The sequence below is a fragment of the Streptomyces sp. NPDC085866 genome, from assembly GCF_044541035.1.
Classification (GTDB): Bacteria; Actinomycetota; Actinomycetes; order Streptomycetales; family Streptomycetaceae; genus Streptomyces.
This window is the reverse complement of the sequence record NZ_JBITSQ010000015.1, coordinates 228010-252141: the sequence shown is the minus strand read 5'-3', so window position 1 is coordinate 252141 and position 24132 is coordinate 228010. Positions and strand designations below refer to the sequence as shown.

Genomic DNA, 24132 nt, shown 5'->3' with positions numbered 1-24132 from the left:
GAGCCTGCTCCAGGTCCAGCTCCCGGCCGACAGCGAGCACCGCCTCCAACAGACTGTGCACCCGGTCCCGGGTGCCACGGGCCGCGTCGATCCGGGCCTGCAACTCCTCCAGCAACTCGTCGAGCTTCAGCTGCGGCAGTCGTACACGGGGCCCCTCGGGGCTTGCCACCACGTTCCTCCAGGTCACCTGGGCGGGCACACCCGGACCCTCCGGGCCCCCACCACCGTATCCGTCATCGGCCGGTGCCTTCGGACGACTGCCACCACAGGACCTCCGGTCCCTGGACGGGGACCGATCGGCACTGGCCCGGTGGTGCCGCACACGCGACAGTGGACACAGGAGCGGCACCGATCCCCCGCGGTGTCGCTCCGCCCGCATCCCGTCCCGACGCCCATGCCGAGGCGGGGGCCGATGAGAAGCGCACGACGCACCCCACGAAGAAGCCCCGCCATGATCATTGACAAGGACCCGGCGTCGCACCGGCGCGTCGATCTCGACCGTGCCGAGGCCCTGCGGCTGCTGGGCAGCGTGTCCCTGGGAAGGGTCGTCTTCACCCGGCAGGCGCTGCCCACCGTCCGCCCGGTCAACCACGTCCTGGACGACGGCGACATCGTCATCCGCACCCACGAGGGCGCGGCCCTGACCTCCCAGGCCCGGCAGGCCGAGAGCCCCGGTGTCGTCGTCGCCTACCAGGCCGACGCCATCGACCCGGACACCCACCTCGGCTGGAGCGTGGTGGTCACGGGGTACGCGCAGGTGGTGACCGACGAGGACGAACTGGCCCGCATCCGAGGGATGTTGCAGCCGTGGGCGGCCCTGCCGGGGATGGACCACGCGGTGCGGATCCACCCCGATCTGGTCACGGGCATCCTGCTGACCGCGCGGGGCGACGCGCCGGAGGGCGGCTGAATGCGCCGACCGCGCGGGAGCACGGCGGAAGGCGACGCGCGCAGGGTCGTACACGCGTCGCCTTCCGTCGTACCGCCCCCTCCTCCTCACACGGTGATCCGGCGTCCGGTCACGGTGAACGGATCGATGCGCACCCACAGGTTGCGGGAACCCCCCGCCCAGGGCGTGCTGTGAGCCCCTTCCGTGAGCCGGCGCTGCTCCTGCGGGTCCGTGACCGCGTGCGCGGGGCCGCGGACCAGGACGCTCCAGCCCTGGCTGAACGCGTCGTCGATGCGGTCGACCTCGAACGCCACCTGACAGCCCATGGCCAGGGCCGGCGTCGCGCCGCGTTCGGTCCGGAAGACGATCGCACCGTCCACGACGCTGTAGTTGACGGGCACTATCACCGGCCCTGCGGCCGTGGGCACCGCGAGCCGCCCCACCCCGTGCGTCGCCAGCAGGGCCCGGCACTCGCCGGTGCGCAGCCTGGTGAACTTCGGTGCGGGCCCGGCGTGTCCGATACCGGGTGGCAGGTCGACGGTGCCGCCGGTGAGTTCGGTGACGGTGGTCTCCAGGGCCTTGGCCAGGGTCATCAGCAGGCCGGTGCCCGGCATGGCCCCGGGGTACTCCTCCAAGTACCTGAGATAGCTGGGCGCCATCCCGGCACGCGCCGCCGTCTCCCGCCGTGTCAGGCCGAGTTGGATCCGCCGCGCGGCGAGCCTGCGGCCCAGGTCGCCCAGGGGCGCCTCCGTCGCCGTGTTCGCCCTCGTCCGCTCGTTCATGATCATGGCTTCTCCTCCTCGGGGCCGCGGAGTCAGCCGTGCGCGACCACGGCGACGGGAGCGTCGACGTGATGCAGGACGGCGTGGGTGACGTGGCCGATGTGGGCGCCGAGCCGGCTGGTGCGGATGCGCCGGCCGACGACGACCAGGGAGGCGTCACGGGAGGCGGCGACCAGGACCGGTGCGGCATGGCCGGGCCGGCTCACCTCGGTCACTTCCACGTCCGGGAACTTCTGCAGCCACGGGCGCACCACCTCGGTCAGGACGTCGGCCTCGCTCCGCGCGATCGATCCCCGCAGGTCGTAGCCGGCGGACAGGGTGTACGGGTCGGAGGGCGGCGGGTTCCAGCCGTGCACGATGCGCAGTGGGGCCTCGCGGCGCGCGGCGGCGTCGAAGGCGAACTCGAGCAGCGTCTCGTCGGGGTCCCCGGTGTCGAGGCCGAGGACGACGGGCCGGAAGGGTGCCGCGGCGGAGGGCACGCCCGCCGGGTCCATCCGGTGCTCGTCGGCGGCCTGTTCACCCGCCCTGACCAGCACCACGGGCCGTTCGACCCGGGCGATGACGGACAGGCTGACCGAGCCGACCATGAACCCGCCGAGCCCGCCGATGCCCCGTGAGCCGAGCACCAGCAGCTCGGCGGCCTCCGCCGCCTCGCACAGCACGTCGGCGGGCATCCCGGTGCGCTGCTCGGCGGTCACGTCGAGACCGGGGTGGCGCAGCCGGATGCCCTCGGCGGACTCACGCGGAACCCGCTCGGTCCAGTACTGGTCGGTCTCCGCTCGCGGCACCAGCACCTGACCGATCAGCTCGGGCGCGGGCTCCCAGACATGGACGATCTTCAGAGGCAGGCCCCTCAGCACTGCCTCACGGGCCGCCCATTCCGCTGCGGCCCGGCTCTCGGGCGAGCAGTCGAGACCTACCGTGACCGGTCGGGTCATACTCTTCACCTCCAGGGGCGAGGAATCGCTTCCACCACTCCCACCGTCCTCCGTCCGGTGCCGCCGGAAGCAGGGGCCACTCGTCCCCGGCCGGGACCGACCGGCCCCTGAAGGGCCGGACGGCGGTGCGGGGGCCGCGAGGCGGGGCCCGTACGCCTCGCGGTGGCTGGTGCGCCGGTGGATCCTGAGGGCGGACGGCGGAGGTCGACGCATGGCCAAAGGACGGGCCGGGCGGGTTCCGGGGCTGCGCGGTCCGGTGCCCGGGCCCGGTGCACTCCTCGGGCGCCTGCGGAACCGGCTCCGGGGCGACCTGCCGGCGGGCGTTACGGTGGCCGCGTACCTCGTACCCCAGTGCATGGCGTACGCGGGCGTGGCCGGTCTGCCGCCGGTCACCGGACTCTGGGCGATCCTCCCGGCGCTCGGCCTCTACGCGCTGCTCGGCTCCTCACGCCTGCTGTCGGTCGGCCCGGAGTCCACGACGGCCCTGATGACAGCCACGGTGGTGGGGCCCCTGGCCGCCGGCGACCCGGGCCGCTACGCCTCGCTGGCGGCCGCCCTCGCCGTCACGGTCGGACTGCTGTGCCTGGCGGCCCGGGTGATACGGCTGGGCTTCCTCGCCGACCTGCTCTCCCGCCCTGTCCTGGTCGGCTATCTCGCGGGCGTGGCCCTGATCATGGCGGTGGACCAGTTGACCAGGCTCACCGGTGTGCGGACGAGCGGCACGGAGTTCTTCCCCCAGCTGTGGTCCTTCTTCACTCATCTCACAGACGCCCACCCGGCGACCGTGGCCCTCTCCGCCGCCGTACTGGTGTTCCTCTTCGCCGTCGCCCGCTTCTTCCCGGCGCTCCCCGGCCCCCTGCTCGCCGTGGTCCTCGCCACGGTGGCCGTCGTGGTCTTCGACCTGGACGGCCGGTACGGCGTCACGGTGATCGGCACGGTGCCCTCCGGCCTTCCGGACCTCGCGCTGCCGGATCTCTCCGAGGTGCCGGGCCTGGTGCTGCCCGCGCTCGGTGTGCTGCTGGTCGCGTACACCGACATGATCCTCACCGCTCGGGCGTTCGCGGACCGCAGCGACCAGAACGCGCTCGACGCCGACCGGGAGTTCCTCGCCCTGGGCGCCACCAACCTCGGCGCCGGATTGCTGCACGGCTTCCCGGTCAGCAGCAGCGCCAGCCGTACGGCGCTCGCATCCTCCGCGGGCGCCCGCAGCCAGCTGTACTCGCTGGTCGCGGGGGCGGGGGTGCTGGCGGTCCTGCTGTTCCTCAGCCCGCTGCTCTCCCGCATGCCCTCCGCCGCGCTCGGCGCACTCGTCGTCTACGCCGCCGCCCACATGATCGACGCCGCGGGCTTCCGCCGGCTCGCCTCCTTCCGGCGCCGCGAGCTGTTCCTCGCCCTGGGCTGCCTGGCGGGCGTGCTCGCCCTGGGCATCCTGTACGGAGTGCTCGTGGCCGTCGGCCTGTCGATCGCCGAGCTGCTGACCCGGGTCGCCCGGCCCCACGACGCGGTCGAGGGCCTGGTCCCCGGGATGGCCGGCATGCACGACGTCGACGACTTCCCGGCGGCGCGCACGGTCCCCGGTCTGCTGGTGTACCGCTACGACTCGCCCCTGTTCTTCGCCAACGCGGAGAACTTCCGGCGCCGGGCGCTGGAAGCCGTGGACGAACAGACCGAACCCGTCCGATGGTTCGTCCTCAACACCGAGGCCAACGTGGAGGTCGACATCACGGCCCTGGACGCCGTGGAGGACCTGCGGCAGGAGCTCACGGGCCGAGGCATCGTCTTCGCTCTCGCCCGGGTCAAACAGGACCTGCTGGACGACCTCGAGTCGTACGGCCTCGCGGAGTCCGTCGGCGCCGACCACATCTTCCCGACGCTGCCCACGGCGGTGGCCGCGTACCGGGACTGGAGCCGCGCCCACTGAACGAGTAGGGCCGGTCGGCCCTGGTGCATACGGCACCGGCGGACGATGATCGACGCCAGGGGCAGCTTTCAGGCTGCCCCGACCGGGGAACGAGAGGTCGTCATGGCCGAGGAACACACCTTCACCGAGCAGCACCCGATCCGGGTGTTCCTGCTGGACGACCACGAGGTCGTACGACGCGGCCTGGCCGACCTGCTCGACGCCGAGCCGGACATCTCCGTGGTCGGCGACGCGGACACCGCCGAGCACGCCCTCACCCGCGGCCCGGCACTGCGCCCGCACGTCGCCGTGCTCGACGTGCGCCTGCCCGACGGCGACGGCATCTCGGTCTGCCGGGAGCTGCGCAGCCGGATGCCGGAACTGGCCTGCCTGATGCTGACCTCCTTCGACGACGAGGAGGCCCTGCTCGACGCGATCATGGCCGGGGCGTCCGGGTACGTCCTGAAGCAGATCAAGGGCTCCGACCTGGTGTCGGCGGTCCGCACGGTCGCCTCGGGCCAGTCGATGCTTGACCCCGCGACGACCGCCCGACTCATGCGGTCCCTGCGGACCGGCCCCGCCGAGACCCCCGCACTGCCCCCCGAGCTGGCGACCCTGTCCCCGCGCGAACGCGACATCCTCGCCCTGATCGGCGACGGCCTGACCAACCGCGAGATCGGCACCAAGCTGTACCTGTCCGAGAAGACGGTCAAGAACCACATCTCCCGCCTGCTGGCCAAGCTGGGCGTACAGCGCAGGGTCCAGGCAGCGGTCCTCGCCTCACACCTCGAGCACGACGGCGACCAGGTCTGACGGTCGGCACCGCCGGTCCCGGCCCGGAGAGTTCCGGGCCGTTTCCCGGGAAGTCCCCGGACCTACAGCCCCACGATCTGGTTCCACCTCTTCGCGAACTCCACCCGCTCCGTGGAGGTGATGTCCCGGGCGATGGCCAGCCGCTTGCGCATGGTGCTGTCCGGGAAGACCAGCGGGTTGTCGGCCAGGGCCGCGGTGTCCTTGTCCTTGGACGCCGCCAGCACCTCCCTGGCCGCCGGGACCGGGCAGACGTAGTTGACCCAGGCGGCGAGCTTAGCGGCCACCTCGGGGTCGTAGTAGTAGTCGACCAGGCGCTCGGCGTTGGTCTTGTGGCGGGCCCGGTTGGGGATCATCAGGGAGTCCGACCACAGCTCGGCTCCCTCCTCGGGGACGAGGAAGCGGATGTCGGGGTTGTCCGCCTGCAGCTGGATGACGTCGCCCGAGTAGGCCTGGCAGGCGAGGACGTCGCCGCTGACCAGGTCCTTGGTGTAGTCGTTGCCGGTGAAACGGCGGATCTGGCCCCGGTGGACCTCGCGCTCCACCTGGTCGCAGACCCGGTGGAAGTCGTCCGCGGTCCACTTGGTGACGTCCACGCCGTTGCCCTGCATCAGCAGCGCGAACGACTCGTCCAGGCCGGAGAGCAGGGTCACGCGGCCCTTGAGGTCGCTCGCCCAGAGGTCCGAGACGTGGCGTATCTCGCGGCCGAGCTTGCGGCGGTTGTACGCGATGCCGGTGATGCCGGACTGCCACGGCACCGTGAACCTGCGGCCCGGGTCGAAGGCCGGTGAGCGCAGGAGCGGGTCCAGGTACTTCGCCACGTTGGGCTGGTGGGCGCGGTCCATCCGCTGCACCCAGCCCAGGCGGACGAAGCGTGCGCACATCCAGTCGCTGATGACGATCAGGTCGCGGCCGGTCGACTGGTGGTTCATCAGCGCGGGGCTGATCTTGCCGAAGAACTCGTCGTTGTCGTTGATCTCCTCGACGTAGTCGACGGAGATGCCGGTGCGCTTCCCGAAGGCCTCGAGGGTGGGCCGCTTGTTGGGGTTGTCGTCATCGGTGTCGATGTACAGCGGCCAGTTCGCCCAGGTCAGCTTCTTGTCGGTGGCCGACACATCGGTCACGGCACGGTCGCCGGGCTCGACGTAGGCGGCGGGTACCCCGCAGCCGGCCAGGGCGCCGAGCGCGGCGGTGCCACCGAGCGTGCGCAGCAGGGAACGGCGGGAGACGGGACGCGGAAGCGAGGATGTCTGGGGCACCAGGGCAGGATGCCGTGAGGCCCCACGCACGGACAATCGACGCTGCGTCGATCCCACCGGGTGGGACCCGACACCTTGTCGATCAGTGCCGTTAGGAGCGACCGGCGCCGTACGGCAGAACGGCGCGGCCCCGGACGGGAAGGTGATCCCGTCCGGGGCCGCGCATGCCTGCTCCCGGATTCTTACGAGTCCAGCGACGTCATCACGTGCTTGATCCGCGTGTAGTCCTCGAAGCCGTACGCCGAAAGGTCCTTGCCGTAGCCGGACTTCTTGAAGCCGCCGTGGGGCATCTCGGCGACCAGCGGGATGTGGGTGTTGATCCACACGCAGCCGAAGTCGAGCTTCTTGGACATGCGCATCGCGCGGCCGTGGTCCTTGGTCCACACCGAGGAGGCGAGGGCGTACTCGACGCCGTTGGCCCACTCGACGGCCTGGTCCTCGTCGGTGAAGGACTGGACGGTGATGACCGGGCCGAAGACCTCGTTCTGGACGATCTCGTCGTCCTGCTTCAGGCCGGAGACGACGGTCGGGGCGTAGAAGTAGCCCTTGTCGCCGACCTGGTGGCCACCCGCCTCGACCTTGGCGTGGGCGGGCAGGCGCTCGATGAAGCCGGAGACCTGCTTGAGCTGGTTGGGGTTGTTCAGCGGACCGAAGAGGACGTCCTCGTCGTCCGGCTGACCGGTCTTGGTCTCGGACGCGGCCTTCGCCAGCGCGGCGACGAACTCGTCGTGGATGGACTCCTGGACGAGGACGCGGGTCGCGGCCGTGCAGTCCTGGCCGGCGTTGAAGAAGCCCGCCACCGAGATGTCCTCGACGGCCTTGGAGATGTCGGTGTCCTCGAAGACGACGACCGGGGCCTTGCCGCCCAGCTCCAGGTGGACCCGCTTGAGGTCCTTGGAGGCGGACTCGGCGACGGACATGCCGGCGCGTACGGAGCCGGTGATGGAGGCCATCGCCGGGGTCTCGTGCTCGACCATCGCGCGGCCGGTGTCACGGTCGCCGCAGATGACGTTGAAGACGCCCTTGGGCAGGATCGAGCCCATGATCTCGGCGATCAGGACGGTCGAGGCGGGGGTGGTGTCCGAGGGCTTCAGGACGACCGTGTTGCCCGCGGCGATGGCCGGGGCGAACTTCCACACGGCCATCATCATCGGGTAGTTCCACGGCGCGACCTGCGCGCAGACGCCGACCGGCTCGCGGCGGATGATCGAGGTCATCCCGTCCATGTACTCGCCGGCCGAGCGGCCCTCGAGCAGCCGGGCCGCACCCGCGAAGAAGCGGATCTGGTCGACCATCGGCGGGATCTCCTCGGAGCGGGTCAGCCCGGTCGGCTTGCCCGTGTTCTCCACCTCGGCCGCGATCAGCTCCTCGGCACGCTCCTCGAACGCGTCCGCGATCTTCAGGAGGGCCTTCTGCCGCTCGGCGGGGGTCGTGTCGCGCCAGGCCGGGAAGGCCGCGGCGGCGGCCGCCATGGCGGCGTCCACGTCCACCTGCCCGGACAGCGGAGCGGTGGCGTACGCCTCGCCCGTCGCGGGGTTGACCACCTCGGTGGTCCGTCCGTCGGCGGCGTCCCGGAACTCACCGTCGATGTAGTTGCGCAGACGACGCAGCTCGGTGCTCACTGCCGGCCTCCTGGTCTGGTTCAAGCTGTCCAATCACTGAGACACCCACCCTAGTCGTCGCACCCACGTTTTCAACACCCCCATCCCGGCCACTTCTGCGAAATCCGCAAGACTGGGACTCGCAAACAACGAATTTCATCGCTACGGCCTTGCGAAACTGTCGAGACGTCGTGCACAGTGAGGTCGTGGCCAGTCGAAGCGCAGACCAGAGGGACTCGTCCCGCGAGTCCAGGAACGGCACCCCCCAGCTGGATGCCGTCTCCCTCGCCATCATTCAGCAGCTCCAGGAGGACGGCCGCCGGCCGTACGCCGCGATCGGCAAGGCCGTCGGCCTCTCCGAAGCGGCCGTGCGCCAGCGCGTCCAGAAGCTGCTGGACCAGGGCGTGATGCAGATCGTCGCCGTCACGGACCCGCTCACCGTGGGCTTCCGCAGGCAGGCGATGGTCGGGATCAACGTCGAGGGCGATGTCGAGTCGATCGCGGACGCGCTGAGCGCCATGTCGGAAGTCGAGTACGTGGTGATGGCCGCGGGCTCGTTCGACATCCTCGCCGAGATCGTCTGCGAGGACGACGACCACCTGCTGGACGTCATCAACAAACGCATCCGGGCCCTGCCCGGAGTGCGCTCCACCGAAAGCTTCGTCTATCTGAAGCTGAAGAAGCAGACCTACATGTGGGGAACCCGATAACCGTGGCCCAGAAGGACCTCAGCCGCACCGCGTACGATCACCTGTGGATGCACTTCACCCGCATGTCCTCGTACGAGAACTCCCCCGTCCCGACCATCGTCCGGGGCGAGGGCACCTACATCTACGACGACAAGGGCAAGCGCTACCTCGACGGTCTCGCCGGTCTGTTCGTGGTCCAGGCCGGTCACGGCCGCACGGAACTCGCCGAGACCGCCTTCAAGCAGGCCCAGGAGCTGGCGTTCTTCCCGGTGTGGTCCTACGCCCACCCGAAGGCCGTGGAGCTGGCCGAGCGCATCGCCGACTACGCCCCGGGCGACCTGAACAAGGTCTTCTTCACCACGGGCGGCGGCGAGGCGGTCGAGACCGCCTGGAAGCTCGCCAAGCAGTACTTCAAGCTGCAGGGCAAGCCGACCAAGTACAAGGTCATCTCCCGTGCGGTCGCCTACCACGGCACCCCGCAGGGCGCCCTGTCCATCACCGGCCTGCCGGGCCTGAAGGCCCCCTTCGAGCCGCTGGTGCCGGGTGCGCACAAGGTTCCCAACACCAACATCTACCGCGCCCCGATCTTCGGCGACGACCCGGAGGCCTTCGGCCGCTGGGCCGCCGACCAGATCGAGCAGCAGATCCTCTTCGAGGGCCCCGACACCGTCGCCGCGGTCTTCCTGGAGCCCGTGCAGAACGCCGGCGGCTGCTTCCCGCCCCCGCCCGGCTACTTCCAGCGCGTGCGCGAGATCTGCGACAAGTACGACGTGCTGCTCGTGTCGGACGAGGTCATCTGCGCCTTCGGCCGCCTGGGCACGATGTTCGCCTGCGACAAGTTCGGCTACGTCCCGGACATGATCACCTGCGCCAAGGGCATGACCTCGGGCTACTCCCCGATCGGCGCCTGCATCGTCTCCGACAGGATCGCCGAGCCGTTCTACAAGGGCGACAACACCTTCCTGCACGGCTACACCTTCGGCGGTCACCCGGTGTCCGCGGCCGTGGGCCTGGCGAACCTGGACCTGTTCGAGCGTGAAGGCCTCAACCAGCACGTCCTCGACAACGAGTCCGCGTTCCTCTCCACGCTGCAGAAGCTGCACGACCTGCCGATCGTCGGCGACGTCCGCGGCAACGGCTTCTTCTACGGCATCGAGCTGGTGAAGGACAAGAACACCAAGGAGTCCTTCAACGAGGAGGAGACCGAGCGCGTCCTGTACGGCTTCCTCTCCAAGGCGCTCTTCGAGAACGGCCTCTACTGCCGTGCCGACGACCGCGGCGACCCGGTCGTCCAGCTCGCCCCGCCGCTGATCTCCAACCAGGAGACCTTCGACGAGATCGAGCAGATCCTGCGGGCCACCCTCACGGAGGCGTGGACCAAGCTCTGATCATCCGGCTGGATGATCAACACCGGCCCCGGTGCCGTCCGTTCGAGTGAGAACGGCGGCCCGGGGCCGTGTGCTGTCCGGCCTCCAGGTACCGGCTGCCTAGCGTTCCAGTGACCGATCGGCCCAGCCTTCGTTCCCCCGGACGGGGGACGGAGCAAGGGAACAACGGATCAGAACCGAGGTGTACGCCCATGGAGGCCCCGCCGGACAACGACGTGCTGTGGGCACGCTCCCTGCACTTCACGCACCGCGACGGCTCGCCCGGCCTGGCCGGTGTCTCGCTCGAGGTGCGGCAGGGCGAGATCCTCGCCGTCAGCGGCCCGCGCGGCAGCGGCAAGACCACGCTCCTCAGGTGCCTGTCCGGTCTGGTGCGGGCGCAGCAGGGCGAGGTCTGGTTCAACAGCGTGCCCATGCACACGCTGGGGCCGATGGACCGTGAGCGGCTGCGCCGCGACCGCTTCGGCTGGATCGACCCGTCCCCCGTGCTCGTACCGGAGCTGAACGTCTGGGAGAACGCCGCCCTCCCGCTGATGCTGCGCGGTACCGGCCGCCGCCGGGCCAAGGTGGCCGCGCTGGAGTGGCTGGAGCGGTTGGACGTCGGCGACCGGGCCCGCAGACGCCCGCACCAGCTGCAGCAGGCGGAGCGCCAGCGCGTCTGCATCGCCCGCGCGCTCGCCCCCGGGCCCACGATCCTCTTCGCGGACGAGCCGACGGCCCCGCTGCACCGCGCCGACCGCGCCCATGTGCTGCGCACGCTCACCACGGCGGCCCGCTCGCACGGCATCACCGTCGTGCTGGCCACGCACGACTTCGACACCGCCGCCCTCGCCGACCGCGCGCTCTCCCTGCTGGACGGGCGCCGCGTGAAGACGGTGCACCTGCCGGACACCCCGGAGACGGAAGGCCGGGCCGCGTGCTCGCTCTCCGCCTGACCCGCGCGGCCCGGCCCGCCGTCCAGCTGCGCCGCCTGCTGGTCGCCGCCGCCTCGGGGGGCACCGGCTTCCTGCTGCTCGGCGCCCTGGGCTACGCGCTGGGCCACCCGCAGACCCCGGGCCCGGCCGTGCTGCGCCTGGTCTGGTGCCTGGTCCCGCTCGCCGCCACCGTGTACTTCGCGCTCGCGGTGGCCCGCACGGACCCCGGCACCAGACCCCGGCAGGGCCTGTCGGCCGTGGGCCTGGGCCCGGCCCGCCTGATGGCGATCTCGGCGCTGACGACAGCCCTGTCCGCCACCCTGGGCTCGATGCTGGCGCTGCTGGTCTTCCTGCACCTGCGCGGCGATCTGACGGGCATGCCCTTCGACGGCGCGGCGGCCCAGTTCCTGGCCGCGGACCAGCCCCTCCCGCTGCCGGCGGCCCTGACCCTGCTGGCCCTGGTCCCGGTGTTCGCCTCGACGACGGTGGCCGTCGCCCTGCGCCCCAGGGACCGGCGCCAACCCGCCAGGGCCACCCGCGCCTTCGGCCGCTTCGGTGCGAACGACCACTCGGCACAGCGGGAGACGTTCGGGGCGTACGGGAGGTTCGGGGCGCGGTCGCTCGCCCCCGCAGGGTCGCGTGCTGCCGCCGGAAAGACGGAAACCGCTCAGCAGGCTCCGCCCGAGACCGCTCACCCCGGGGTCGCCGATTCCGAGGCGCCGGAACAGGACGCCGACCAGGCCGACATCCCCACCACCCTCCCGCCGCCCCGCGAAGCACCTGTCGGCCTCCCCTGGGGCATCGCCACCGTCGCCGCGGGCCTCGCCGTGCAGGCCTACGCCGGCCGCACCACCCCCGCCCCCGACCTCACCGACCTGCCGGTCGAGGCCTTCACCGTGCTGGTCGGCTGGATCCTGACCGCCCTCGGTCTCGTCCTCGCCTCTCCCGGCCTCACCCATCTGTGCGGGCGCGTCCTGCAGTCCGTCCGTCCGGGCGCCCTCAGGCTGCTGGCCGGCCGGGGCCTGATGGCGGAGGCCACCCGGATCGGCCGCCCCCTCGGCGTGGTCTGCGCGGTGGCGTCCGCCACCTACGCCCTGACCGTCCTGTACGACGGGCCCGCCCCCTCCTTCGGCCCCCTGACGACCCTCGGCGCGCTCGTGGTCACCGGGAGCACGGTGGCGACCCTGCTGACGGCGGCCACCGAGGCCCGGCAGTGCCGCGCCGACACCGTCGCCGCGCTGCTGCGCCTCGGCGCCCCCGCCGCGACGCTGCGCAGCGCCGCCGCCCTCCGCGCCGCCGCGCTGCTCGCCGTGTTCGGCCCGCTCACCCTGGTGATCGCCAACCTGGCGGCGCTGCCGATGGCCCACTGAGCGCCGGACGAGACGGGCTCCCGAAAAATCTCCCGGGAAAAATCTCCGGCCGCCGATGAGTTCCGCGGCGGCCCGACGTCTGACCCAACGAACGGCAGCAAGCACACGGACCCGAGGGAGAGACCCCCATGTACCAGCAGATGATCTTCGTGAACCTGGCCACCGCCGACGTCGAGGCGTCCAAGAAGTTCTTCACCGCACTCGGCTACACGATCAACCCCCAGTTCAGCAGCGACGACTGCACCTGCGTCGTGATCAGCGACACGATCGTCGCGATGCTGCTCAGCAAGCAGCACTACGCCACCTTCACGAAGAAGGAGATCGTCGAATCGACGACGTCCAGCGAGGTGCTGGTGTGTCTGAGCGCCGAAAGCCGCGAGAAGGTCGACGAGCTGGTGGACAAGGCGATCGCGGCGGGCGGGAAGCCCAGCGGCGAGACTCAGGACCACGGCTTCATGTACGGCCGCGCCTTCGACGACCTCGACGGCCACACCTGGGAGGTCATGTGGATGGACCCGGCGGCGGTTCAGGGCTGACCCGGCCCGTTCGCACAGACGTGCCTAGCATGGGCGGGTGCATCCGACACCCGCCCAGCCGCTCGACGGCTCCCACGACCGCGAGATCGAGTCCCTGGCCGAGTTCGACGAGGTCGTCGCCGAGCGCGGCTCACTGGCCCACCACCGCGTCCAGGCCGTCGATCTGACGGACCGTACGAAGACTCTGCTCACCCTCGACACCACGGGCGCCATGTTCCTCGGCTGCCCGATGGACCCCGCGGCGGCCGCCCACGTCCGGTCGTCCGGCGCCCTGGTGTTCCCGCCGGTCCCGGGGCTCCCCTTCGACCCGTACCGCGGCTTCGCCTACTCACCCGACGAGTTGTTCGAGTCGCTGGAGAAGGGCTACGAGGCGACGCCGGACGCGCAGGCCTACGCCTGGTTCCAGCGCACCAAGGCCGACGGTGACGTCTTCGCCTCCATGCTGCGCGCGATCCACGACGACGCCGTCTCCGACGCCCTGGACGAACTCCTCGTCGGCGCCCGGGTGGTGGGCGTCATGGGCGGCCACGCGATGGCCCGTGGCACGGCCGCCTACGCCGGAGCCGCCCGGCTGGGCCGGGATCTGGCACGCGCAGGGTTCACGGTCGCCACCGGCGGTGGCCCCGGCGCGATGGAGGCGGCCAACCTCGGCGCGTACGCCGCCCCCTTCGCCGACGGCATGCTGGAGGAGGCGCTCCGGCTCCTCGCCGAGGCACCCTCGTTCCGGCCGTCCGTCACCGACTGGGCGCGGGCCGCCTTCGAGGTGCGCGAACGCTGGCCCGGCGGCGGGGAGTCGGTGGGCATCCCCACCTGGTTCTACGGCCACGAGCCGCCGAACGCCTTTGCCGCGCACATAGCCAAGTACTTCGCCAACGCCACCCGCGAGGACGGCCTGCTGGCCCGCTCCACCGCCGGGGTGGTGTTCCTGCCGGGCGCCGCCGGCACCGTGCAGGAGATCTTCGACAACGCGACGCCCAACTACTACGAGTCGCGGGGCGAGCCCACGCCCATGGTGCTGGTGAACGAGGAGCACTGGACGCGGGAACTGCCGACCTGGCCGCTGCTGCAGTCGTTGGCGCGGGGGCGGTCCATGGAGTCCCGTATCGCCCTCGTTGACCGGATCGAGCAGGCTTCTGAGGTGTTGAAACGTCTCTGCAGTTAATAAGCAGGCAAAGCCAACGGCCGCCGCGGGCATATGCATTGACACTCTTATGGAGCGCTTATAAACCTGTGAGCCTCCTGGGGGTGCTGGGGCATCACCTCATCCGTCGTCCCGTCTCCCCCTCAACCCCCCGCAGTTCTGCACTCTGTAAAGGACAAACGTTGTCCATAACCCGCCGTAGCGCACGTCGTTCCGTGCGCATCCTGGGTGTTGCCTCCGCCTCCGCCGCGCTGGCCCTCGGTGTCGCCGGCCAGGCGCTCGCCTGCAACATCACTGAGTTCTCCGCCGAAGCCCAGTGCGACGGCCACAAGGGCGTCATCGTCGTCACCGACAAGGACGGCTCCGGCACCCCGGCCACGATCACCGTCTTCTCGAAGAACGCCGCCGGTGTCGAGAAGCAGGTCGGCGAGCCGCAGGACATCAAGGGCTCCGCCACGGGCACCACGGTGAACTTCCAGGAGAACTGGAAGCCCAACGCCACCTACCGCATCCATGTCAAGGCCGGCAACCAGGTCGACGAGGACATCAAGCCCGACCTGGTGACCCCGTCGACGGCCTGCAAGAAGGAGGAGTCCCAGACTCCGACTCCGCCGGCCACCCCGACGCCGAAGCCGTCGGCGTCCACCTCCACCCCGACTCCGTCGGCCTCCGAGAGCAGCTCCGCCCCGGCGGGCGCGCCGAGCAACGCGCCGTCCCCGGCGGCCGGTGACTCGAACCTCGCCGAGACCGGTGCCAGCTCCAACACCGGTCTGATCGCCGGTGTCGCGGGCGCCCTGGTCGTCGTCGGCGGTGGCGCGGTCTACTTCGGCATGCGCCGCCGTGGGGCGAGCAGCGGCCGCTGACGCCTCCCTTCGCACATCGCCGCGGCCCGTCCCCGATCCCCAGGGGGCGGGCCGCGGTGTGTTCGGCGTCAGGGCTTCGCGGCCGGTGCTCGGCGTTCAGCGCCGAACATCGAGGGCTCAGCACTCAGCACTCAGCCGAAGGTCGTCCGCTCCAGCCAGAACTCCAGCACCTCGCGCTCACCCAGCACCTCCAGGCCGGGGGCGTCCAACGGCAGCCGCCGGACGAAGGCGAGCAGGACCGGGGTGAGCGGGCCGCGCAGGGCGACCGTGGCCTTCTCGTGGCCCCGGCGCCAGCTCACGCCCTCCTCGCCCAGCTCGACGAGCCACTCGGCGTTCAGGGCCGGGGCGGTGTCGGTGGCATGCAGGTGGATGCTGCGGCCGTCTCCGCGCAGCTCCCCGGCCGCCGGGTGCGCCGCGTTCCGCTGCACCCACTCCACGAGCTGCAGCCACTCGTCCAGGGCGTCGGCGGCGATCTCGGGCGCGACCTCGTAGGGCAGCCCGGCCGTGAGCGCGGCATCGGCGCGGTGCACGGTGATCTCGTGCGTCATGCGCCGGGCCCAGAAGCCGGAGTCGAGGATGCCGGCCCAGGCCCAGACCGTGGTGTCGGGCCCGGCCTCGCGCAGCGCCTCGACGACCAGCTCGCCGGTCTCCGCCAGCCACCTGTCCAGGGCCGCCGTGTCCCCTCGTTCCTCAGGTCCGGCGCCGAGCGGGATCTGCTCCTGCGGGATGTTCTCCTGCGCCCGGCTGCGCACCAAGGTGTCCACCCAGCGCAGGGCACCACCCATATGGCGTACGAGGTCCTCCAGCGACCAGTCCGGGCAGGTCGGCACGGTGGTGGCGAGGTCCGTGCCGGAGGTCAGCACGGCCCTCAACTGCCCTACCTGGTGGGCGATTTCGTCGCAGTAACGGTCATGGGCGAGTAAATTCATGCCCCTCACCCTAGGGGTGAGGTGATCAACCGAGCACCACGATTTCGGCCGCGTCGAACGCGACCCCCAGCTCGGCCCCGGCCTCCGGCGCGTCCCGGAGTGCGCAGGCCGCCTCCAGGCGCGGGCCGCCGTCCCGGGGGCGGAGGTGGACGGCCACATGGGTGCCCTTGAAGGTGCGGGCGGTCACCGTGCACGGCAGGCCCTCGTCGGCCGCGACGAGCCGTACACCGGCGGGCCGGACCAACAGCGGGCGGTTGCCCTGGGGCGAGCCGCCGGGCACGGGCAGCTTGCCCCACGGGGTGTCCGCCGCCGTGTCGGCGACGGTCGCCGGGACCACGTTGTCGAAGCCGAGGAAGCGGGCCACGAACTCGTCCGCGGGCCGCTCCCAGACTTCCAGCGGCGTGCCGGACTGGGCGATCCGCCCGTCCCGCATCACCACCACCCGGTCGGCCAGCGCGAAGGCCTCGCCCTGGTCGTGGGTGACGGCGAGCACGGTTGTACCCAACCGGCCGAAAAGCTCCCGGAGTTCGACCACCAGCCGCTCCCGCAGCGACCGGTCGAGCTGGCCGAGGGGTTCGTCCAGCATGAGCAGCCGGGGCCGGGGCGCGAGCGCCCGGGCGAGGGCCACGCGCTGCTGCTCGCCGCCGGACAACCCGGCGACGGCCCGACCGGCGGCGCCCGGCAGCCCGACCAGCTCCAGCAACTGCCCGACCTCGGCGTCCCGTCCGCCCTTCGACACGCCGTGCATCCGCAGCCCGAAGGCCACGTTGCCGCCGACGTCCCGCTGCGGGAAGAGCTGGTGGTCCTGGAACATCAGCCCGACGCCCCGCCGGTGCGCGGGCACGCCCGCCTGGTCCCGGCCGTCGAGCAGCACCCGCCCGAAGTCCAGGGGCTGCAGCCCGGCCACCGCCCTGAGCAGCGTCGACTTTCCGCTGCCGCTGGGCCCGAGCACGCACACCACCTCGTGCTCGGCGACATCGAGGTCGACCGCGTCGAGCACCGGCCGCCCGCCGAAGCGCACGGTCGCGGCAGCGAGGCTCAGCAGCATCAGAACTCCCCCGTCCGGTCGGTGCGCAGCCGCTCCAGGACCAGCAGCGCGGCCGCGCAGACCACCATCAGAATTGTCGACAGGGCCATCGCCTGCCCGTAGTTGAGGTCCCCGGGCCGGCTCAGCAGCCGGGCCACGGCGACCGGGAGCGTCGGGTTGTCTGGCCGGGCGATGAACACGGTCGCCCCGAACTCCCCGAGGGACACGGCGAACGCGAACCCGGCCGCGACCAGCAGCGCCCGCCGCACGAGGGGCAGGTCCACCTCCCGCCACACCCGCCAGGGCGAGGCCCCGAGCACGGCCGCCGCCTCCCTGAGCCGTCCGTCCACCGCCCGCAGCACGGGCAGCATGGTCCGTACGACGAAGGGGGCGCCCACCAGCGCCTGCGCGAGCGGGACGAGGATCCAGGACTGCCTCAGATCCAGCGGGGGCCTGTCCAACGCGATGAGGAAGCCGAAGCCGACGGTCACGGCGGAGATGCCGAGGGGCAGCATGAGCAGCGCGTCGAAGCCGCGCACCAGCCGTCCGGCGTCCCTGCGGGCCAGCGCGGCGGCCGCGAGTGCGCCGACCAGCACGGCGATGGCGGTGGCGGCGAAGGCGTACTCGAGGGAGGTCCACACGGCGTGCAGCGGCGCCACGAGGAAGGTGCCGCCGTCGGCGTCGGTGAGCGCCCGGTAGTAACCGAAGCCCGGCGCGTCGAGGGAGCGCCGCACGAGCACGGCGAGCGGCAGGACCAGCAGCAGGACGACGGTGACCAGGACCCCGGCCAGCAGCGCCCACTGGCCGGCGCCGCGCGGCCGACGGGCGGTCACCTTCGGGTCGACGAGCCGCAGGGCGGTCTCCCGGCGCCGTACCGTCCAGGCGTGCACGGCGAGGATCGCGCCCACCGCGACGAACTGGACGAGGGTGAGGACGGCGGCCGTGGACAGGTCGAAGACCTCTGAGGTCTGGCGGTAGATCTCCACTTCGAGGGTGGAGAAGGTGGGCCCGCCGAGGATCTGCACCACGCCGAAGGAGGTGAAGGTGAACAGGAACACCATCAGCGCGGCGGCGGCCACGGCGGGCGCGAGGGCAGGCAGGGTCACCTTCCGCCAGGCCCGCAGCGGGGACGCGCCGAGCATCCGGGCGGCCTGTTCCTGCCGGGGGTCGAGCTGGGCCCACAGTCCGCCGACCGTGCGGACGACGACCGCGTAGTTGAAGAAGACGTGTGCCAGCAGGATCGCCCACACGGTGGTGTCGAGCCGTACGCCCCACAGGTCGTCGAGGAGCCCGCCGCGGCCGACGAGCGCGAGGAACGCCGTACCGACGACGACGGTCGGCAGCACGAAGGGGACCGTGACGACGGCCCGCAGCAGCTGTCTGCCCGGGAAGTCCAGGCGGGCGAAGACATAGGCGGCGGGCAGGGCGAGCAGCAGGGTGAGCGCGGTGGAGGCGAGCGCCTGCCAGGTGGTGAACCACAGCACGTGCCGGATGTCCGGCTGGGTGACGACGTCCGCCATCCGCCCGAACTGCCAGGCACCGTCCACCTTCAGCCCGCGCGCGACGATCGCGGCGACGGGCCAGGCGAAGAAGACGGCGAAGAACGCGACGGGCAGGGCCATGAGCCCCAGCCGCGCCGCGCTCCCGCGCGTTCGCCCCTCGGCTACTTCAGTACGAGCGACGTCCACGACTTGACCCACTGGTCGCGGTTGGCGGCGATCTTGTCGGGAGCCATGGTCTCGGGGTTCTTGGCGGCCGGCCCGTACTTGGTGAAGTCGGCGGGCACGGCGGCGCCCTGCACCACCGGGTACACGAACATGTTCAGCGGCATGTCCTGCTGGAACTCCTTGGACAGCAGGAAGTCGATGAACGCCTTGCCGCCCTTGGTGTTCTTCGCGTTGCTCAGCAGCCCGGCGAACTCGATCTGCCGGAAGCAGGTGCCGGTGGCCACACCGGTCGGGGCGGTGCTGGGCCGCTTCTTGGCGTAGATCACCTCGGCGGGCGGGGAGGAGGCGTACGACACCACGAGCGGCCGGTCGCCGCCCGCCTTCTTGCCCTCGGACGAGCCGGAGAACTCCTGGCGGTAGGCCTGCTCCCAGCCGTCGACGACCTTGACGCCATTGGCCTTGAGCTTCTTCCAGTAGCCCTGCCAACCGTTGTCGCCGTACTGCGCGGCGCTGCCGAGCAGGAAGCCGAGGCCGGGCGAGGAGGTGGCCGCGTTCTCGGTGACGAGCAGGTTCTTGTACGCGGGCTTGGCGAGGTCGGCGAACGTCTGCGGCGGGGCCAGCTTGTGCTCGCTGAAGTAGGCCTTGTCGTAGTTGACGCAGATGTCGCCGTAGTCGACGGGCGTGATTCGGTGCTTGCCCTTGTCGAGCTGGTAGGCGGCACCGACCGTGTCGAGGCCCTTCGCCTCGTACGACTGGAACAGCCCGTTGTCGAGAGCCCGGGACAACAGGGTGTTGTCGACGCCGAAGAGGACGTCGCCCTGCGGGTTGTCCTTGGTCAGGATCGCCTTGTTGACGGCCTGCCCGGCGTCGCCGTTGGGCAGTACCCGGACCTTGTAGCCGGACTGCTTCTCGAAGTCCTTGAGCACGTTCTTGGAGACGGCCCACGAGTCGTGGCTGACGAGGGTGACGGTCTTGGAGTCCGCCGAGCCCTTGGTATCCGTCGATCCGCACGCGGACAAGGTGAGCAGGCCGAGGCCGACCGCCGCGGCCACGAGGGTCTTGGTGTGCACGTGAGTGTCCTCCTGGGGGTTGGCCAGGAAGAACGCGGCCCAGCCCGGGGACGAACCCGGGCAGGGCGCAACAGCATGAGTGGTGACCGAACTTCCTACCCAGAATGACCTGGGCGAGGTTCAGAGGGTCTGCGGCCCGCTTGCCGCACTCTCAGCGCTGTGGCGCTCCCCTGTCGGAATATGAAGATGTGATGAGACTTAATCGAACGCAGCCAGATTACCGCTCGGTGGCCGCGAGCTGACCACACGCCCCGTCGATCTCCTGCCCGCGCGTATCCCGGACGGTGACCGGCACACCGTGGGCGGCGATCGCCTCCACGAACGCCTTCTCGTCCTCGGGCCGCGAGGCGGTCCACTTGGACCCCGGCGTCGGGTTCAGCGGAATCAGGTTGACGTGCACGGGCTTGCCCCTGAGCAGCCGCCCGAGCCGGTCACCGCGCCAGGCCTGGTCGTTGATGTCGCGGATGAGCGCGTACTCGATCGACAGCCGGCGCCCGGACTTCTCGACGTACTCGAACCCGGCGTCCAGCACCTCGCGCACCTTCCACCGCGTGTTCACGGGGACGAGGGTGTCGCGCAGCTCGTCGTCGGGGGCGTGCAGGGAGATCGCGAGCCGGCACTTGAAGCCCTCGTCGGCGAACCGGTGGATGGCGGGCACCAGCCCGACCGTCGAGACCGTGATCCCTCGCTGCGAGAGCCCGAGTCCGTCCGGCGCGGGATCGGTGAGCGCACGGATGGCCCCCACGACCCGATTGTAGTTCGCGAGCGGCTCGCCCATGCCCATGAAGACGATGTTGGAAAGCCGCGCAGGCCCACCGGGCACTTCCCCGTCCCGCAGGGCCCTCATGCCGTCCACGATCTGGTGGACGATCTCGGCGGTCGACAGATTCCGGTCGAGCCCCGCCTGCCCTGTGGCGCAGAAGGGGCAGTTCATCCCACATCCGGCCTGCGAGCTGATGCACATGGTCACCCGGTCCGGGTACCGCATCAGCACCGACTCCACGAGCGTGCCGTCGAACAGCCGCCACAGCGTCTTGCGGGTCGTCCCCTGGTCGGTCGACAGATGCCGGACGACGGTCATCAGGTCCGGGAACAGCGCCTCGCGCAGCTTGTCCCGCGAACCGGCCGGGATGTCGGTCCACTGCTCGGGGTCGTGCGCGTACCGAGCGAAGTAGTGCTGCGAGAGCTGCTTGGCACGAAACGGCTTCTCCCCGACCTCGGCGACCGCCTCCTTGCGCTGGGCGGGCGAGAGGTCGGCAAGGTGCCGCGGCGGCTTCTTGGCTCCGCGCGGGGCTACGAAAGTGAGTTCTCCGGGCTTAGGCATGGCCTTACCATTGTCGCAGATCCAAATGGGTGACCTGCGGCTGTGCCTGACTACGACTGTCGCTAGTAGGCGTCACCGGTCGCTGCTGAGAGGCGTCGGACGGCCCAGGGACGGCCCAGCGACGATCACTCGTCGACTACTCGCCACTCGCCGAGCCGGACCCTGACCTGGTGGTTGTCGGCGCGCCGGAAGTCCTCACCACTGATGAAGGCCCCGGGGGCCGGGAGGTCCATCCCCTGCGGCATGGATGTGATCTCCGCCGGCGCTATGGCGTTCGGCACGCCATTTATACGTATGAAGACTCCGAAGGACTGGCGACCGATGACCTCGCCGGTGATTCGGGTCCCTACGGGCAGGGCCGCGACGGTTGCCGGCCGGCTTTCCAGCACCGCGTCCACGACCGGCGCGTCAGGGCCCGCGGGCCATGCGGACTCGTCCATCGGTAGATCATGATGCAGCGAGCGCTTGGAAGGCGCTTTGTGGGTCGAGCGTCACACCCTTGCTGACCTGCTTCTCTTCCCGTGCTTGGCGTTTCATCGACTGGCCTTCGGCACGCATTCGACAGGCGGCAGAGTCAGGGCTGGTGACAGTTGATCGGGATCTCGTAGACGATCTCACAGTGAGCGGCGGGCACCACGATGTCCGCCGTCTTCACGGGCTGCCCCTGGTCGCTGTGGTATCCGCCGGATGTGCGTGACGAGCGCGGCCTTCTGGATACCCAGGAGCGACGCCTCCTCGGCGGTCGCCTGCCTCGGCTCCGGCTGCTCCACGGCATGGCTGACGGTGACGCCGATCGCGGCCATGCGGTTCACGACACCCGCCCCGGCGTGCGGCCCTCCCTCCGGGAGGACGTCGAGCGTGCCGGCGGTGAGGTCGTACGGCTCCCAACTCGTCGACAGCTGCACCGGCCTGCCGTCGGCCAGGAACTCGTACGTCGTCCGGACGCACAGCTCGCCCTCGGCGATGCCGAGCCGCGCCGCGATGTCTGCAGGGGCCGGCACCTTGGCGTCGGTCCGGCTCTCCCAATCCCCTTGCTTGCCCACGGCCCTCAGGAGCCGACCAGGACGCGGCCCCGGAGGACCTGCGACGTCTGCCGAAGGAACTGAACGGTGCTCTGCGGGACGTGCTCCGCGTTGCGACCAGCCGCGGTCATCTACTAGCGGTGAGCGACCTTCATCGCCCCTGAAGGAGACGGCTGTGTTTAGCGGCTGCTGACGGTGACCTTCCGATCCATCTCGACGGGGAGAGGGACCCGGTTACGAACCTGGGCTCCTCTCCCTGGGACGTCATGCCGACCCCGGACCAATTCACTGTGCGCAGCCCGCATGCATGCCGCTACAGCCCGCGTAGCGCCTCGTGCAGATCGTCGTAGCCTGCCCAACAGTCGACGCTGCCGTCGTCGTACAGGCTGCCCATGTACCAGTCGTCGTCATGGACGGACTTGACTAGGCACAGGTTGTGGAACCCGAGAACGATCTCTGGGTGCAGTACCTCGTGGGCTCCGGCGCAGGCGACCCACTTCACCGTCCGGTTTGGATCCAGGGCGACAGCCTCTCGGTCCCCGGATACATCGCGGATCTGCTGAAGGGTCCACCCGGGGGGTAGCGGTGCGTTTGCCATCCGCGGATGGTCTCACCCCGCTTGGGTGGGGGCTGTGCCTTGGGCCGGTGTGCTCGTCACCTGCGCTGCTGGTCCGCTGGCGTCCGTGCTCGTCCGTCGGTGCGCGTCGGCGTTGTCACGCAGTTAGACACTCACCTGGCGACCTGCCGGGCCAGCCGTCCACTCATCAAGCCTGATCTTGACGTGGTGATTGTGGTCTGCGTGGTCGACGACCCACCCGCCGACTTCAGCTCCCAGCTGAGGCAACTCCATGTGGTGGGGCATGTTCCCTCCGACCTCGGCGAGACCGACAGTGTTGGCGTGGCCCTCGATCTGGACGAAGACACCGAACCTCTGTCGCCCGATGACTCGCCCCGTGACGTGGGTGCCGGCGGGGAGAGTTGCCACGGTCCTAGGCCAAGACTGACGAACTTCCTCAGGTGGCGGGGACTCCGGAGGCCACGCGAACTCGGACATGAGTCCGATGATGGCGGAGCCCAGGGAAGAGCGCCATCAGCTTGGGAAGCTGCGGGCATTGAAGGCGGTTCGGCTCTTGACCTGCCCGAGTGGCAGAGGTGCGGCCTCGTGGCGCTCGGCCGGTCTCACCGTGGTTCCCCGGTGTTCCCCGCTCGATCTGTTGCGGTTGTGGTGCGGGGGAGCGTCAAGCGCCGTGCTGGCGCCGTCGGCCGACGCCACGGGCTGCGGCGCAGCCACCTGCGGAAGGTTCGACTCGGCGCGGGATCGTAGGCGGCGTCGTGCCAGAGCTGGCGCAGGTGCCTGAACTCGTAGTCGCGCCCGGCATCCGAATCTTGGCTGGTCTCCGCCCAGAGACGGTCGAATGGCGGACGATGCATCTGGGAGTGGATGGCGCCGCCCCAAAAACGCCAGGTGTCATCGGAAACCCAACCTTGAGCCCGAAGGTCGGCCTCGTCCTCGCTGAGGCGAAAGTACAGCCGGACCGCTGCCTCTTCCTGCTCACTCAAGGTGTCAGCGTCAACACCGCGAAGGGCGTGAGTCGACATGCGATCCAGCAGCGACCAGTAGCGAGCGATGTAGAAGTCCTCGACCTGACGGACTCGCTGTGTGCGTACCTGCCATATCGCGATGCCCGATGCGGCCGACGCCGTCACGAGGGTGATCGTAAGCGAGAGCCATTCCATGATCAGGAATCATGGCGGGTAGTGGGCCTCAGATGCGGCGTCGTGACTCACTCGTAACTGGGGCTCGCCGGGGAGCTGCCGGCTGTGCGCACCAGGGTTGCCCTGCTGAACCGTCACTCGGTACCCCTTGTATTCCCCGTGGTTCCCCGCACGACCTGGCACGCGTCTGACATGACCTCTTCGCCCCGAGGAGTTTCGCAACGGGAGGCGTACGGGGAAGCGCGCTGAGTAGGCAGAGTCTGTAGAGCAGCGACGCGGGGGGTACGGTGAATTGGTCTA

General features: G+C 70.5%; 23 protein-coding genes, 1 pseudogene and 1 riboswitch. Of the genes and pseudogenes, 10 read left to right on the top strand and 14 right to left on the bottom strand.

The genetic code is table 11. The features are described 5' to 3' along the window. The first annotated feature begins 451 nt into the window (after positions 1-451). Positions 452-910, top strand: a complete 459-nt coding sequence (locus tag ACIF83_RS34230; protein ID WP_393480259.1) for a pyridoxamine 5'-phosphate oxidase family protein — start codon at positions 452-454, stop codon at positions 908-910. 86 nt (positions 911-996) lie between these two features. Here ACIF83_RS34230 and ACIF83_RS34225 read toward each other — a convergent pair whose 3' ends face one another. Together ACIF83_RS34225 and ACIF83_RS34220 are read right to left on the bottom strand one after the other, a co-directional pair. Beyond that, on the bottom strand, positions 997-1671 hold the full coding sequence (locus tag ACIF83_RS34225; RefSeq protein WP_399732748.1) for a helix-turn-helix domain-containing protein: 675 nt from the start codon (positions 1669-1671) through the stop codon (positions 997-999). 32 nt (positions 1672-1703) lie between these two features. Next, on the bottom strand, positions 1704-2609 hold the full coding sequence (locus tag ACIF83_RS34220; protein WP_399732725.1) for a universal stress protein: 906 nt from the start codon (positions 2607-2609) through the stop codon (positions 1704-1706). A gap of 211 nt (positions 2610-2820) precedes the next feature. Here ACIF83_RS34220 and ACIF83_RS34215 point away from each other — a divergent pair, with 211 nt between their 5' ends. Together ACIF83_RS34215 and ACIF83_RS34210 are read left to right on the top strand one after the other, a co-directional pair. After that, entirely contained in the window at positions 2821-4530 is a 1710-nt protein-coding gene (locus ACIF83_RS34215; protein ID WP_399732722.1) for a SulP family inorganic anion transporter, read from the top strand. 102 nt (positions 4531-4632) lie between these two features. Further along, positions 4633-5322 carry a response regulator gene (locus ACIF83_RS34210; protein ID WP_399732719.1) on the top strand — a complete coding sequence of 230 codons (690 nt, stop codon included), beginning with the start codon at positions 4633-4635 and terminating at the stop codon, positions 5320-5322. Positions 5323-5384: 62 nt separating this feature from the next. On the opposite strand, the gene ACIF83_RS34205 is transcribed toward ACIF83_RS34210, so the two are convergent. Continuing rightward, positions 5385-6578, bottom strand: coding sequence for an extracellular solute-binding protein (locus tag ACIF83_RS34205; protein WP_399732716.1), 1194 nt, complete (start codon positions 6576-6578; stop codon positions 5385-5387). Positions 6579-6760: 182 nt separating this feature from the next. Then, positions 6761-8200, bottom strand: a complete 1440-nt coding sequence (locus tag ACIF83_RS34200; protein ID WP_393480273.1) for a gamma-aminobutyraldehyde dehydrogenase — start codon at positions 8198-8200, stop codon at positions 6761-6763. Between the two features lie 170 nt (positions 8201-8370). Here ACIF83_RS34200 and ACIF83_RS34195 point away from each other — a divergent pair, with 170 nt between their 5' ends. The 7 genes from ACIF83_RS34195 to ACIF83_RS34165 all read left to right on the top strand — a co-directional run bounded on the left by ACIF83_RS34195 (position 8371) and on the right by ACIF83_RS34165 (position 15077). Continuing rightward, positions 8371-8889 carry an Lrp/AsnC family transcriptional regulator gene (locus tag ACIF83_RS34195; protein ID WP_393480274.1) on the top strand — a complete coding sequence of 173 codons (519 nt, stop codon included), beginning with the start codon at positions 8371-8373 and terminating at the stop codon, positions 8887-8889. Continuing rightward, complete coding sequence (locus ACIF83_RS34190; RefSeq protein WP_399732712.1) at positions 8874-10256, top strand: aspartate aminotransferase family protein; 1383 nt, start codon at positions 8874-8876, stop codon at positions 10254-10256. The genes ACIF83_RS34195 and ACIF83_RS34190 overlap by 16 nt, the downstream gene beginning before the upstream one ends. Positions 10257-10447: 191 nt before the next feature. Beyond that, the gene (locus tag ACIF83_RS34185; protein ID WP_393480279.1) at positions 10448-11188 is read left to right on the top strand and encodes an ABC transporter ATP-binding protein; all 741 of its coding nucleotides are present in this window, start codon (positions 10448-10450) and stop codon (positions 11186-11188) included. Beyond that, a complete protein-coding gene (locus ACIF83_RS34180; RefSeq protein ID WP_399732709.1) occupies positions 11170-12537 on the top strand; it encodes a hypothetical protein in 1368 nt (455 codons plus the stop codon). Before ACIF83_RS34185 ends, ACIF83_RS34180 begins: the two co-directional genes overlap by 19 nt. A gap of 128 nt (positions 12538-12665) precedes the next feature. Then, positions 12666-13073: a VOC family protein gene (locus tag ACIF83_RS34175; protein ID WP_399732706.1), complete on the top strand. Its 408-nt coding sequence runs from the start codon at positions 12666-12668 to the stop codon at positions 13071-13073. 37 nt (positions 13074-13110) lie between these two features. Beyond that, positions 13111-14235, top strand: a complete 1125-nt coding sequence (locus ACIF83_RS34170) for an LOG family protein (protein ID WP_398139725.1) — start codon at positions 13111-13113, stop codon at positions 14233-14235. A gap of 161 nt (positions 14236-14396) precedes the next feature. After that, complete coding sequence (locus ACIF83_RS34165; protein WP_393480287.1) at positions 14397-15077, top strand: LAETG motif-containing sortase-dependent surface protein; 681 nt, start codon at positions 14397-14399, stop codon at positions 15075-15077. A 131-nt stretch (positions 15078-15208) separates the two neighbouring features. Here the strand turns inward: ACIF83_RS34165 and ACIF83_RS34160 are convergent, their stop codons facing one another. From ACIF83_RS34160 to ACIF83_RS34115, 10 genes and pseudogenes are all read right to left on the bottom strand, one after another. After that, on the bottom strand, positions 15209-16006 hold the full coding sequence (locus tag ACIF83_RS34160; RefSeq protein WP_399732701.1) for a maleylpyruvate isomerase family mycothiol-dependent enzyme: 798 nt from the start codon (positions 16004-16006) through the stop codon (positions 15209-15211). Between the two features lie 25 nt (positions 16007-16031). Next, positions 16032-17054 carry an ABC transporter ATP-binding protein gene (locus ACIF83_RS34155; RefSeq protein WP_398139727.1) on the bottom strand — a complete coding sequence of 341 codons (1023 nt, stop codon included), beginning with the start codon at positions 17052-17054 and terminating at the stop codon, positions 16032-16034. Next, positions 17054-18655 carry an ABC transporter permease gene (locus tag ACIF83_RS34150; RefSeq protein WP_399732697.1) on the bottom strand — a complete coding sequence of 534 codons (1602 nt, stop codon included), beginning with the start codon at positions 18653-18655 and terminating at the stop codon, positions 17054-17056. Before ACIF83_RS34150 ends, ACIF83_RS34155 begins: the two co-directional genes overlap by 1 nt. A gap of 41 nt (positions 18656-18696) precedes the next feature. Beyond that, positions 18697-19770 (bottom strand): thiamine ABC transporter substrate binding subunit, encoded by a 1074-nt coding sequence (locus tag ACIF83_RS34145; protein ID WP_399732694.1) that lies wholly within the window; start codon positions 19768-19770, stop codon positions 18697-18699. Between the two features lie 74 nt (positions 19771-19844). Next, positions 19845-19952, bottom strand: a riboswitch (TPP riboswitch). Positions 19953-19987: 35 nt separating this feature from the next. Beyond that, positions 19988-21094: a 23S rRNA (adenine(2503)-C(2))-methyltransferase RlmN gene (rlmN, locus tag ACIF83_RS34140; protein ID WP_393480299.1), complete on the bottom strand. Its 1107-nt coding sequence runs from the start codon at positions 21092-21094 to the stop codon at positions 19988-19990. A 125-nt stretch (positions 21095-21219) separates the two neighbouring features. After that, positions 21220-21534, bottom strand: coding sequence for a hypothetical protein (locus ACIF83_RS34135; RefSeq protein WP_399732690.1), 315 nt, complete (start codon positions 21532-21534; stop codon positions 21220-21222). Between the two features lie 134 nt (positions 21535-21668). After that, positions 21669-22146: pseudogene (locus ACIF83_RS34130) on the bottom strand (UTRA domain-containing protein); the annotation flags it as partial. 283 nt (positions 22147-22429) lie between these two features. After that, entirely contained in the window at positions 22430-22714 is a 285-nt protein-coding gene (locus ACIF83_RS34125; RefSeq protein ID WP_393480304.1) for a hypothetical protein, read from the bottom strand. Between the two features lie 123 nt (positions 22715-22837). Next, positions 22838-23170, bottom strand: coding sequence for a hypothetical protein (locus ACIF83_RS34120; protein WP_399732686.1), 333 nt, complete (start codon positions 23168-23170; stop codon positions 22838-22840). Between the two features lie 125 nt (positions 23171-23295). Next, positions 23296-23853, bottom strand: a complete 558-nt coding sequence (locus ACIF83_RS34115) for a hypothetical protein (protein WP_399732683.1) — start codon at positions 23851-23853, stop codon at positions 23296-23298. Positions 23854-24132 lie beyond the last annotated feature (279 nt).

Coding starts and splice junctions, on each gene's coding strand:
- ACIF83_RS34230 (WP_393480259.1), top strand. CDS start 452: ATGATCATTGACAAGGACCCGGCGTCGCACCGGCGCGTCGATCTCGAC.
- ACIF83_RS34225 (WP_399732748.1), bottom strand. CDS start 1,671: ATGAACGAGCGGACGAGGGCGAACACGGCGACGGAGGCGCCCCTGGGC.
- ACIF83_RS34220 (WP_399732725.1), bottom strand. CDS start 2,609: ATGACCCGACCGGTCACGGTAGGTCTCGACTGCTCGCCCGAGAGCCGG.
- ACIF83_RS34215 (WP_399732722.1), top strand. CDS start 2,821: ATGGCCAAAGGACGGGCCGGGCGGGTTCCGGGGCTGCGCGGTCCGGTG.
- ACIF83_RS34210 (WP_399732719.1), top strand. CDS start 4,633: ATGGCCGAGGAACACACCTTCACCGAGCAGCACCCGATCCGGGTGTTC.
- ACIF83_RS34185 (WP_393480279.1), top strand. CDS start 10,448: ATGGAGGCCCCGCCGGACAACGACGTGCTGTGGGCACGCTCCCTGCAC.
- ACIF83_RS34175 (WP_399732706.1), top strand. CDS start 12,666: ATGTACCAGCAGATGATCTTCGTGAACCTGGCCACCGCCGACGTCGAG.
- ACIF83_RS34160 (WP_399732701.1), bottom strand. CDS start 16,006: ATGAATTTACTCGCCCATGACCGTTACTGCGACGAAATCGCCCACCAG.
- ACIF83_RS34155 (WP_398139727.1), bottom strand. CDS start 17,054: ATGCTGCTGAGCCTCGCTGCCGCGACCGTGCGCTTCGGCGGGCGGCCG.
- ACIF83_RS34150 (WP_399732697.1), bottom strand. CDS start 18,655: ATGGCCCTGCCCGTCGCGTTCTTCGCCGTCTTCTTCGCCTGGCCCGTC.
- rlmN (WP_393480299.1), bottom strand. CDS start 21,094: ATGCCTAAGCCCGGAGAACTCACTTTCGTAGCCCCGCGCGGAGCCAAG.
- ACIF83_RS34135 (WP_399732690.1), bottom strand. CDS start 21,534: ATGGACGAGTCCGCATGGCCCGCGGGCCCTGACGCGCCGGTCGTGGAC.
- ACIF83_RS34125 (WP_393480304.1), bottom strand. CDS start 22,714: ATGGCAAACGCACCGCTACCCCCCGGGTGGACCCTTCAGCAGATCCGC.
- ACIF83_RS34120 (WP_399732686.1), bottom strand. CDS start 23,170: ATGTCCGAGTTCGCGTGGCCTCCGGAGTCCCCGCCACCTGAGGAAGTT.
- ACIF83_RS34115 (WP_399732683.1), bottom strand. CDS start 23,853: ATGGAATGGCTCTCGCTTACGATCACCCTCGTGACGGCGTCGGCCGCA.